Genomic DNA, 12322 nt, shown 5'->3' on the forward strand with positions numbered 1-12322 from the left:
CGCGCCTTCGACGACCTGATCGCCGGCATTGTCGACATAGTGCCAGTCGTCGCCCGCACCGCCGGTGGTCACATCGACCCCCGTACCGCCGAACAGGCGATCGTTGCCGCCGAGACCGAAGAGATAGTCGTTGCCGGCACCCCCTTCGACCGTGTTGGCGCCATCATTGCCATAGATGGTGTTGGCAAGTTCGTTGCCGGTCAGGTTGATCGCGGCCGTTCCCGCATGGTTGTCGGTCGAGAAAATCTCGATCTCCGCACCCGCACCCAGACGATAGTTCGTGCTGGTGAACACCCGGTCGACCGCCCCCTCGCCGACGCCGTCGACCACCTGGTCGCCCATATTGTCGACGAAGTGCCAGTCGTTGCCCGCACCGCCGACCGTGACGTCGAGGCCTGCGCCGCCGACCAGCTGGTCGTTGCCGCCCAGCCCATAGAGCCGGTCGTTACCGCTCTCGCCGCGCAGGATATTGGTTCCCGCATTGCCATAGATGGTATCCGCCAGTTCGTTGCCGGTCAGGTTGATCGCGGCCGTCCCCGCATGGTTGTCGGTCGAGAAGACTTCGATCTCCGCCCCGGCGGTCAGCCGATAGCTGGTATTGGCGAACACGCGGTCGGCGCTTCCCTGCCCGATACCGTCAATCACCTGGTCGCCCATATTGTCGACGAAATACCAGTCGTTGCCGAGACCGCCGGTCGCCGTGTCGGCGCCGCCGAACCCGTTGAGCTGGTCGTCGCCGTCGGTACCCATCATGACATCATTGCCCGACGGATCGAACTGCGGCTCCTCGGTGGGGAGTGCGGCTTCCTCATCGACCGCGGACACCCGGAACTGCGGCAGCCCGCCGACACTGGTAAAGGTGATGGTGTGGGTGCCGTTGCTGGCGATCGTTTCGCCCGACGGCCCGGTGCTGAACGCATAGTCGGTCAGCACCGATCCCGCCGGGAGTTCGATCACATCCTGCGGCCGCATCGTGCCGAGGATGACGTCATTGCCGCCGAGCGCCTTGAACACGATGCGATGGTCGGATTCGAGGCCCGACATGTCGATCGTGTCGCCGTCCTCGCCCCCGTTCACCGTGATCGTGTTGAAGTTGAGGCTGGTGCCGGCGAAGTTGCCGACGACAGCAACGGTGTCACCGCCGCCCGCGCCGCCCGGCCCGCCGCCGGGTGCCGGCGAGGTAACCTGCCGCGTGTTGATGCGGATCTCCTCGATATTGTCGAGTTCCGCGATCACCGAGGCGAAGTTCGTCCCGTTGCGCGTGATCACCACCTCCGTATTGGCGTTGAGGCTGGCGATATTGTTGCCCGGCAGGGCATCCCACGCCGCGCGCGTATAGATGGTGAAGGTTTCGGCCCCCGTCACCCCGTTGAGTTGGAACGTATCGGTGCCGGCGCCGCCATCGACGAAATCACGGCCCGCATTGCTCGTCTGGGTGATCAGGTCGTCGCCGTCGCCGCCATTGATCGTGTCGGCACCCGCGCCGCCGTCGATCGTGTCGTTGCCGGTGCCGCCGTTGATCGTGTCGTTGCCGCCGGCGCCGTTCAATATATCGTTCCCGGCGTTGCCGTTGAGCGTATCGTTGCCGCCGAAGCCGAAGACAGGGCTGCCGCCGTCGGCAATATCGTCGCCCGCCGTACCGTTCAGCGTGTTGTTGACCAGCGGGATGCCATCCCAGTTGACCCCGACCGGCCCGGTTGCCGCCGAAACGACACTTTCGGCCGTCCCACCGCCATCGGTGAAGTTCACGACGACGCGCAGTTGCAGCCCTGCCTGGTCGCCGAACGAGGTCAGCAGATTGTCGTCGGGCGTAAAGCTCGCCCCGGTCGCGCCGCCGATATTGGTCCACGTCGTCCCGTCGGCCGAGCTTTGCCATTGATAGCTGAACGCGCCCAGGCCGTTGCCGTCGGCGATCGACGATGTGTCGGCGGTCAGCGTCTGGCCCTCGGTGGGGGTCGCGTCGCTGATCACCGGCGCCCCGGTCGCGGGGATCGGCAGATCTTCGACCGCGATGTCGATCGTCCCGCCATTGCCGTCGGAGAAACGCAGCACTTCGATGTTGAAGAGCCGGTCGCTGCCGTCGGAGAGCGGACGATTCTGGATCGTTTCTTCCGGAATATCCTCGCCATTCTCGTCCTCGCCGTCACCGGGATCGGTGAAGCCGGTGTGGTCGATGGTCAGGCTGCCGTCGGCGTTGCGGGTGATGGTGTAGTTTTCGAGCACGTCGGTATAGACCGCGACGTCGGTGTCCGTGTTCGCGATGTCGCCGTCGATGATCTCGCGGACGATCGAGAGCTGGCCGGGGTTGATCTCGCCGGCGACCATGCGCGCGGCGATTTCGGTCATGCTGTCGACGCTGAAGGCCTGCCAATTGTCGGTGGGCCGCGGGGTGACGAGGATACGGACGTTGAGCCAGCGGTCGCCATCGATGATGTCGTCGCCCGCCAGCCCCTTGATCGTGTCGCTGCCGCCGCCGCCGAGCAGGATGTCGCCCGCCTGCGACGTGCTGAAGATCACGCGCTCCTGCACGCCATTTTCGTCGAGCACCGCGACCGTCTGCCCATTGACCACCTTGGTCACCGGGATGCCCGCGCCGAGATGCGCGACCAGCACGTCGAGCCCGTCGATCAGGTCGACATTCTTCGCGAGCAGGTCGTTCGAATAGGAGTCGAGCGGCGAGTCGGGGCCCGGGATCGCCGCGGTATTCTGAAGCTCGCCGCGCGCATTGGTGGCGCGGCTGCGCCCCGTCAGCGTATCGTCGAGATCCCAGCCCGACAGGCCTTCGACAAGGTCGAAGCGGTCGCGCAGGATGAAGGCTTCCTGCGTCTCGAAGATCGGGATGCCGAGGTCCGAATTGGCCGCCGTGCTGTCGCCCTTGTGGATGCCCCAGTCGAAGCCCGCCTGCCCGTTCGAGCGCTGGATGCCTTCGTTGTTCTGGAACATGATGTCGTCGCCGGATTCGGCGTCATAGTCAGTGTCGCCGCTGCCGCCGTTGAGGACGTCGTGGCCGATGATCGACGAGTTGAAGAACAGCTCCGAATTCTCGCCCGACAGCGTGTCGAAACGCTGGCCGCCCTCGATCCAGTCATTGCCTTCGTTGCCGAGCAGGAAGTCGCCGCCCGAACCGCCGAGGATGAAATCGTCGCCCGTGCCGCCAAAGGCTTCCTTGCCGTCGGGGCCGGTGATGATGAAGTCATTGCCCTGGTTGCCGAACAGCAGCGACAGGCCCGAACCGCCGTGGATGACGTCGTTGCCTTCGTTGCCGTGGAGGAAGTCCGCCTCGCCGATGTCGGTGCCGGCGTTGGTGATGATGTCGTCACCCTCGCCGCCGAACACCTTGTCGACGCCGTAGCCCGCCTCGATCCGGTCGTTGCCGCCCTTGCCCCAGATGGCATCGTCGCCGCCGCCCGACACGATGACATCGTCATTCTCGGTGCCGCCGACGACGAAATGCTCGTTGCTGTTGATGCGGATATATTCGGCAACGCCGTCATTATTGGCATCGATGCGCTGGACCAGTTGCGAGAAGCCGCCGAGGAACGGGTCGTCCGATACCGGATCGGCGCCCAATTGCTTGCTGATGTCCATTTCCAGCTGGGGCATCTCGAACGCCGAGAAGAGATTGCCCGGCAGCGCGGTCGAATGATCGTCGCCGAGGTCGGTATTGCGCATCACCAGTTCGGCGAAAGTGTTGTTTTCCAGCTCGTTGAGCAGGTTGAGCCCCTGCGTGCGCGACAGGTAGTAGAAGCGGTCGGCGTCCTGCAGGTTTTCCATCGTCATCTGGAAGACGAAGGCGAAGGTCGAGCCGAGCATGCCGCCGAACGCCATCTTCTTTTCGGCGAGGCCGCCGATCCAGAAATCGATGTCGTTGAGCCCGCCGAGCTTCGCGTCATTGGCATAGGCCCCCTCGGCATTGAGGAAGTCGAGCCGGTCCGCCGGTGCGCCCGCGCCGCCGAGCACCAGCAAGGTCGCCGCCTCGCGCAATTGTTCGACCGTCTTCGGATTGTCGGCGGTGTTGAGCACCGATTCATGCGTGCCATAGGCCGCGATGAAGTTGATGATCGACGCCGGATTCTTGAGATTGAGCGCGAAATCGGCCCAGCTTTCATAGGGTTTCAGCAACGTGTCGCCGGTCGCGTCGAAGAAGCGCTCGCGCGCGGTCTGGAGCGACGGCATGCCGACGTCGCGGCCGCGCGCGAGGTTGATCGTCGCAAGATCGAGCGGGATGCCGAGCAGCTGGTTGCGCAGCACGTCGGTGACGAATTCGTCGATTTCGCTGCCGACCTGGCGGCTCATGCCCCGGATGATCGCGCCCGACGCCTGTTCGGCGGTGCCGAGCGAGTCGTACATGACGGGATTCAGGAAGCCGTCGAACAGCGTGATGTCGTTCTGGACGGGATTGCCGTTCTCGTCCATTTCGATGACCGCGATATCCTGCCGCAGCATCGAATGGCCGAAGCGATAGACGACATGCGCAAATTCGGCAGCGATGCTGGGATTGATGTCGGCCGAAGGCTCGAACACGAAGGCATCGATGTCAGGCTGCATCATGCGGCCGAATTCCTCGAACACCAGATGCTGATATTCCATCTCGTTCGTGAAGCGGCCGACCTGGAACAGGCGTTCGCCGTCCCAAACCAGCGATTCCGACAGCGTCGCGATGGCCGCGGGATTGCCGCTCGTCAGCGTCGCAAATTGCGTGTCGGTCAGGTCGACCAGCAGCCATTCGTTGATGAAGGCGCGGTCCATCGACGCGAGCGTCACATCCTTGGTGTGCTCGACGATGCGGTTATGTTCGGCATGGAACACCTGATGCACCGCGGTCAGCGCGATATTCTCGTTCGCGCGGCCGTCGCCGGCGATGAAGTGGCGATCGAGCAGTTCATTGTCATAGGCCGTCGGACCGCGCTGGCCCTGCGGCCCCGGCGAGCCATCGGCATTGGCATAGCCGAGCGCCGAGTCCGTGTCGGCCTGCAGCACGCCGCCGACAACGATCGGCGCCGCGGCATGGGCAATGTCGTCGAGAAACGCGTGCCCGGTCAGCACGACGCCTTGCGCGCTGACGGGCGCCGCGGGATTGCCCTCGCGCAGGACATCGTCGGCGGTGCCGAGCTGGCCGTCGGGCCCCATGCCGACGACGAGCTGCGGATAGCCGTTCGCGCCGGGGATGAAATTGCCATAGGGATCGGTCGCGATCAGCGGGATGTTGCCGACGTTGAGGTCGGTGAGTTCGATCCCGAGAACGGTGCGCGCCTGTTCCTTGATGTCGGCCCACGTCGCGAGACCGCCGTTGCTGCCTTCCAGCAGCAGGCCGCTCGAAACCGGCGTTCCGTCGGGACCGGGGATATATTCGCGCATGAAGACCTGTTTCGACGCCGACGAGGCATAGGTCTGGTTCTGGTCGACCCAGGGCGTCGTCAGATTCTTCGGCCCCGGCCCGTCGTCGGCGGTGCCGAGGACACCGTCGGCGCCGGCGTTCACCGTCACGCGGGTGAGCGGGATATAGTTCTGGCCGCCCGGAACATAGAGCGGGTCGTCGGGCGACAACGGCACATAGACCGTGCCGTTGCCGCCCTTCGCGACCAGGTCGAGCCCATGATCGAAAAACTGTCCGAAGATCGTCATCCAGCCGTTGAACGGCGACGACAGGCCTTCGTCGGGCGACACATTGGGCAAAAAGACGGTGTTGCCGTCCATCTCGACGCCATGTTCGGCCAGGACCGCGTCGAGCGTTTCCATGGCGAGCAGATATTCGGGCGAAGGTTCCTCGCCTTCCGCGGGGGTGGCGACCGCCCGGAACGCGGTATGCGCATCGACGATCTCGCTCAGCGCCGCCATCAGCGCCGACCCCGACATGCCCGCGTGCGTCAGCGCCGCGGCGATCGCGGCGGGGTTGTTCAGCGTCTGGTCGACGACGAGGTTGGAAATGATACGCGGGTCGGCGTCGATGACCGTGCCGCTGCCCGGCCCCGGCTGCGACCCGGTGCGGGTGCCGGCGTTGCCGTAATTGTTGTTGGTGTACCAGCTGACGCCCGTGTCGTCCGCCGTCCCGAGGATCCCGTCGGGGCCCGGCCCGTTCGGCATCGGATTGAAGTCGTAACGGTCGCCGTCGGCGTCATTCATATATTCCGGGGTGAAAATCCCCGGGAAGGACTGGTCGGCGGCGCCCCAATTCTCGCGGCCCGGCAACAGATTGTTATAGCTGCCATCGACGGTCCGCAGGCCGTAAGGCAGCAGATGCGCCTGCGCGAACCCGTCATTGCCGTTATAGCCCGCGACCAGCTCGGCGAGGTCGCCGCCCGCCGCATGCGCCTCGGCGATCTGGATCTGCTTCAGGATGAAAGTGAGGTCGTGCTTCGTCAACTGTACCATGTCTCGTCTCCGCTCACGCGCGTCTCGCCAGGGCGAGCGCGGTCACCCGCAAGATCATGCGGATGTCAGGTTGAACATTGAGCTGGTGCGGCCCCCCGCCAGCATTCTCGTCATAGTCGACCCCGAAAGACCGAATCGCGGGAATTAATAAAAAGCTAATATCGTTCGCCAAGGGGAGTCGACTGGACTTTAAGTATTAGTCCAAAACGAGACTCGATGAGTCTTCGGTATTACGATATCATCCGAAATATCTAGATATTGGTCGAAAATTCCGGTTTCATGCTATGAAACGCGCGCAAATATGCTGTTACCCGAAGGCGCGCCTGGGCAAGTCCTCTTCGTCGATCCGTTGCCCGAATCCGCGAATGGCCTCGTCGAAGATCAGGTCGCGCTGGCCGCTTCGGCTTTGCAGCACGGCAACCGCGCCGACGCGATTGTGCACGCCCAGCTGGCGGAACGCGGCCGCGACATGGACCTTCACGGTGCTTTCCGAGATGCGCAGCGAATAGGCGATTTCCTTGTTCGATTTGCCCATCGACATATGCGTCAGCACTTCGCGCTGCCGCCCGGTCAGTGCACCGACGGACGTGGCCCGCGCCTTGCCGACCATATTATCGGCATCGACATGGCCGACGGTCGGCGGGACATAGACCTGCCCCGACATCACCAGTTTGAACGCGTGGAGCAATTCATCCTGTTCGAGGTCTTTCGGAATATAGCCATGCGCTCCGTCGGCGATGGCGCGCAACGCGACCTGTCGGTCGCGGCTCCAATCCATCACAACCAGCGACAGCAGCGGATACCGCGAACGGAGGCTGGACAGGCCGCCGGCATCGTTCGCGTCGAGGTCGACCCCGCCCCCCATGACCAGCAGGACGCGCCCGGGCGTGGAATCGAGCCAGGCACGCGCATGATCGAGGGTATCGGAGGTTTCGATACGACAATCGGGAAACCCGGATTGGACGATGGAAGCCAGCCCGCTGCGACACAGGAGCTCGCGCTCCACGATCAAAATGGTCGATATGGCAAGCAAGGCTTGTCCCCCCAAAATCACGAACGGTTGCGACCCGCTGTGAAAGCCGGATAGCCTTTTGCCTCCTCTTGCTTCGAGCTATTCCGCCTGGACGACCCGGCCCCACCGAATCATCCAACCCGGCATCATAACGCGCGAAGCTGACCGAATACTGACAGCGTCAACAACTAATTAAGCCTTTGAACCAGAGCAGAAATCCATCTCGATCGACCGCTCTTCGGGGTCGGTTCGCAGCACGCCGTCATGGACTTCAACGATCCGACGAACGATCGACAGGCCAAGCCCGGCACCGTTTGTGCTCGCATTTTCCGCGCGGCAAAACCGGTCGGACAATCGATCCAGCATCGCCGTATCGAGACCGGGTCCGCCATCGACGACCCGCAATCTGGGGCCCGGACCGCACACAACGACCACCTCGTCGCCGGGCGGCGTCACACGAACCGCATTCTCCAGCAGGTTGCGAACCGCCGCGGTGATCGCCTCCGGTCGACCCGCGACCGGCAAGCGCCCCTCGTCGCGATAGGCGAGGCGAACCTTGCTGCGCGTTGCGTCGACCGCTGCCAGCTTGATCGCCTCCATCGCGGACTCGCGCAAATCGACCGGGCGAAACGGCTGCGGCGCGGCGGCATAGGCATCGAGCTGCGCGAGGACGAGCAATTGCTCGATCAGCCGGTTCATGGCCGACAGGTCCGCAATCACCGGCGCCGTTCCCGGGGTGTCGAGCCGCTCGATCTGCAGCATCACCACCGCCAGCGGCGTTTTGAGCTCATGCGCGATGTCGGCGGCGAAGCCTTCCTGGCGCTCGGCCGCATCGTCCAGTTTCGCGAGCAACGCGTTGATCGCCTCGGCGAAGGGCAAGGCTTCGTCGGGCAGGTCGTCCACATCGACCCGAAAGCCGCGCTCGCGCCCCGTCGCCTGATGGATGCGCTCGGCCGCCTCGTGGAGCGGATCGAGCGCGCGGCGGATCAGCCAGGTCGTGGCCGCCACCAACGGCACCAGCAGGACGATGATCGGGAATATGACATGGTCGACGACTTCGTGCGCGATGCCGATATGACCGAAATCCCGGCGGATATCCTCGCGCGCCAGCTCGAAATCGACGATGAGGAAAAGCGCCAGCACGATGCTGCCGATCGCGGCCATCCACGCGAACCCGACCCGCAGGTCCGCGAGGATGGAGCGACGCGACGCCTTCACCCGCCCTGCTCCACCATCAGATAGCCGACCCCGCGCAACGTCACCATCTGGTCGCGGGCACCGCCCCGGGTCATTTTTTTCCGGAGGCGCGACACCAGCACTTCGATCGCATTGGGGGTGACGGGATCTTCGAACGAATAGAGCGACGCCTCGATCTGGTCGCGCGTCACGACGCTGCCCGCCTTGATCATCATCAATTCCAGCAACGCGGCCTCGCGCAGGCTCAGGCGGAGCGGCATGCCGTGGCACATCGCCGATCGCTTGACCGTATCGAACTCGACCGGACCGATCCGCATCACCGTATTCGACCGGGCCCCAGGACGGCGCAGCAAGGCCCGAATGCGCGCCGTCAATTCCTCGATCGCAAAAGGTTTGACCAGATAATCGTCCGCGCCGGCATCGAGCCCCTTTACCCGGTCGCCCAGCGCCGAACGCGCGGTCAGCATGATGACCGGCGTCGCGACGCCGCCGGCACGATGCGCCTTCAGCCATTCGATCCCGTCGCCGTCGGGCATCGACAGGTCGAGGACGATCGTATCGAAAGAGATATTGGCAAGGAATTCGGTCGCGCTCGTCAGGTCCGGCGCGACGTCGCAGCACAAGCCGATCGCCTCGAGCCCTTCCGCCGTCAGCGTCCCGATCCGCGCGTTATCCTCTACGATGAGTATCCGCACAACATCCCCCGAAGCGAATGCAGCATCGCATCGTGTCGAGGTCAAGAAGAAGCCGCTAATCCTTTAGACTTAAGCCGCCCGGCCAATAGACGCGGCTTCGGGTTGCGGCTTGTATTCCCAAGGGGATGACGCTTATGGACAGGCAATGATCCGAAAAGAGACTTTCGTTTTGATATTGCTCGGAACCCTGTCGCTTTTGTGGTTGGTCCTGCACGTCTTCAACATTCTTTGATTGAAACGGAAGCCGGCATATCCCGGCCATGTCCCGATCAAGCCTGCGGAGCCGGTCAACCGGCGGCGAGTGCGCCGCGGATCAGCATGGCAAGGGTGCCCGCCGCTTCGCCCTCGTCGAATTCGCCGCGAATCATCCCCGCCGACAGCGCCTCGCCCGCCCCGACCAGCCCGACGCAGCGGCGATGCAGTTCGTCCGCCGCCAGCGCGCTGTGCGGCTGCAGCGCCGATACGAACAGCTGCACATAATAGTCGACCAGTTCCTGATGCACCGCGCCCATCTCGTCGCTGCCCGATAGCGCGGCACCGACCGCGTGCCACTCGCCGCTCGTATCGGCATAGCAACGCATATAGGCGGCGGCGAGCCGGGCCGCGGTTTCGGCAAAGGGCCGCGTCTCGGCGCTGAGCGCCTCGCGCAACGCGTCGACGTTGCGCATGTCGATCGCCTTGTAGAGCGCGATGAGCAGCCCCGCGCGCGTCGCGAAATGGTCATAGGCGATCGGTTTCGATACGCCCGCGCGCTCGGCCAGATGGCCAAGCGTCAGCCGGTCCGCGCCCTCCTCGCGCACGATGACCAGCGCCGTTTCCAGCAGTTGCTGGCGCCTTTCCTCTTTCGACAACCGCCCCGAAGCCGACCGTTGCGCGGGTTTTCCAAAAAAATTCGCCATCGCCGGGATCGCCCCCTTGTAAAAGCTACTAACAGTAACTTACTTATCGTAACCTACCTTTGGTAATAAAGGTAATGGGACTAAGGAGATTTTGCAATGTCGGCACATCCCATCCTCCTCGTCGGCGGCTCCGGCATCGTCGGCCGCTGGACCGCATCCTTCCTGCGCGGAGCCTATCCCGACGCACCGCTGCTGATCGGCGGCCGCGACCTCGCAAAAGCCCGCGCGGTCGCCGCCGAAATCGGCGGGGCCGAAGGCGTCGCGCTCGATCTGGCCGCGCCCGACCTCGGTCTCGGCGATCGCCCGCTCGCCGCGGTCGCGATCTTCCTCAAGGACGACAGGCTCGCCGCCTTGCGCTTCGCGCAGGCGCGCGGCGTACCGCATCTCAGCATCTCGTCGGGGACGTTCGAAATCGGGCCGGAGGTATCAGCCTATATTCACCGGCCCGACGCGACGCCGGTCGTGCTCGGCGCCGAATGGCTCGCGGGCGCCGCGACGCTCCCCGCGCTCGAATTCGCCAAGGCCTTCGCGCGCGTCACCGCCATCCGCATCGGCGCGCTGCTCGACGAACAGGATATCGGCGGCCCCGCAGCCGATATCGACATGCACCGGCTGACCGAATTCGCCCCCGCCGCGCTCACCCGCCGCGACGGCGCCTTTTTCTGGCGCGTCGGCGGCGAGGCAAAGGCGCGCTACACCGCGGTCGACGGCACCGATATGGAAGCCTTCGCTTACTCGCCCTACGACATCGCGGCGCTCGCCGCCGCAACCGACGCTCCCGATATCGAACTCAACGTCGCGGTCGGCCTCAGCTCGACGCGCCGCCGCGGCGAGCCGATGTCGACCGAGATCGCCATCGACCTTGCGGGCGAGGACAGCGCCGGCCGGCCGCTGCGCACGCGCCACACCATTGTCCATCCCGAGGGGCAGGCACCGCTCACCGCGCTCGGCGTCGCGATGATGCTCGAACGTCTCGTCGGTCTCGACGGACGGCCCGCGACCCCGGCGGGCCTCTACTTCCCCGAACAGCTCGTCGATCCCGTGGAATGGCTCGCGCGGCTCGAACGGATCGGCGGCACCGTAACGCAGCAGGCGGTCGCATGATGCCCCCCGATCCCGTCCTCATCGTCGGCGGCACCGGCGCACTGGGCCGCAAGGTCGCCGAATGGCTCCGCGCGCGGAACCCCGGCCTGCCGCTGCTCATCGCCGCGCGCGACCAGCCGCGCGCCCGGGCGCTCGCCAACGAACTCGGCCGCGCGGAGGCGACCGCGACCGACCTGTCGCGCGCCGACCTCGGGCTCGGCGACCGCCGCGTCGCGCTCGTCGTCCCCGCGTTCAAGGATCACGCCCATGCGACCTATCGCTTCGCGCAGGATCGCGGCATTCCCTATCTCGCGCTGTCGGAGGCGGCGTTCGAGATCGGCCCGCTCGTCGCGATGCACATCCACCGCCCGGCGACCCCGCTGCTGCTGATCGGTCATGTCCACGGCGGCCTGCCCGCGATGACCGCGCTCAAACTGTCGCGCGGCTTCGCCCGCGTCGACGCGATCCGACTGGGGGCGATCTTCGACCCCGCCGACCCCCTGCCCCCCGGCGCCGAGGTCGACATGGCGCGGATCATGAAGGCGGGGCCGCCGCCGCTCGCGCTCGTCGGCGGACGCTGGACCTGGCTGTCGGCGGGCGATGCGGTCGCCATCCGGCGCGGGGGGGACGAACGCGTCGCGGCCGAAGCGGCGGGTCTCACCGACAGCATCGGCCTGTGGGGCGCCACCGGCGCGCGCTCGGTGCGGCTCGACATGGGCGAAGGCACCACCGCGCCGGGTACCGAGGGCAATCCGGGACACGAGGTGATCATCGAGATCGACGGCAGCGACGCCGACGGCACCGCGCGCACCCGGCGCTGGATGCTCACCGACCCCGACGGCAATGTCGCCTTCGGCGCCAAGGGCATCGCGCTCGCGGCCGAACGGCTGCTCGGGCTCGACGGCAAACCGCCGCCGCCCGCGGGCCTTTATCTGCCCGAAACGCTGTTCGATGCCGACGCCGTCGCCGCGCAACTGCCCGCGCTCGGCCTCCGGCTCGCAGAGATCGGTTAGGGGCGATGGTCTCCCCGGACCTCGCCCCGCCCCGCCCCGGCCTGCCCCGCG

The 12322-nt window shown here is 65.4% G+C and carries 7 protein-coding genes; 2 read left to right on the forward strand and 5 right to left on the reverse strand.

Annotation, left to right across the window (positions count from 1 at the left end):
* The 5 genes from VGU00_RS00960 to VGU00_RS00980 all read right to left on the reverse strand — a co-directional run.
* A partial coding sequence (locus VGU00_RS00960) for a peroxidase family protein (protein ID WP_327464582.1) occupies nucleotides 1–6372 on the reverse strand: 6372 nt, incomplete at its 3' end.
* A gap of 307 nt (nucleotides 6373–6679) precedes the next feature.
* Nucleotides 6680–7378 (reverse strand): response regulator transcription factor, encoded by a 699-nt coding sequence (locus tag VGU00_RS00965; RefSeq protein ID WP_327464584.1) that lies wholly within the window; start codon nucleotides 7376–7378, stop codon nucleotides 6680–6682.
* 198 nt (nucleotides 7379–7576) lie between these two features.
* On the reverse strand, nucleotides 7577–8602 hold the full coding sequence (locus tag VGU00_RS00970) for a sensor histidine kinase (RefSeq protein ID WP_327464586.1): 1026 nt from the start codon (nucleotides 8600–8602) through the stop codon (nucleotides 7577–7579).
* Nucleotides 8599–9276, reverse strand: coding sequence for a response regulator transcription factor (locus VGU00_RS00975; protein WP_327464588.1), 678 nt, complete (start codon nucleotides 9274–9276; stop codon nucleotides 8599–8601). The genes VGU00_RS00970 and VGU00_RS00975 overlap by 4 nt, the downstream gene beginning before the upstream one ends.
* 287 nt (nucleotides 9277–9563) lie before the next feature.
* A complete protein-coding gene (locus VGU00_RS00980; protein WP_327464590.1) occupies nucleotides 9564–10175 on the reverse strand; it encodes a TetR/AcrR family transcriptional regulator in 612 nt (203 codons plus the stop codon).
* 96 nt (nucleotides 10176–10271) lie between these two features.
* Here VGU00_RS00980 and VGU00_RS00985 point away from each other — a divergent pair, with 96 nt between their 5' ends.
* Nucleotides 10272–11279: an NAD(P)-dependent oxidoreductase gene (locus VGU00_RS00985; protein WP_327464592.1), complete on the forward strand. Its 1008-nt coding sequence runs from the start codon at nucleotides 10272–10274 to the stop codon at nucleotides 11277–11279.
* Entirely contained in the window at nucleotides 11276–12271 is a 996-nt protein-coding gene (locus VGU00_RS00990; protein ID WP_327464594.1) for a hypothetical protein, read from the forward strand. Before VGU00_RS00985 ends, VGU00_RS00990 begins: the two co-directional genes overlap by 4 nt.
* Nucleotides 12272–12322: the final 51 nt, after the last annotated feature.

This window comes from Sphingopyxis sp. (assembly GCF_035944815.1).
GTDB lineage: Bacteria > Pseudomonadota > Alphaproteobacteria > Sphingomonadales > Sphingomonadaceae > Sphingopyxis.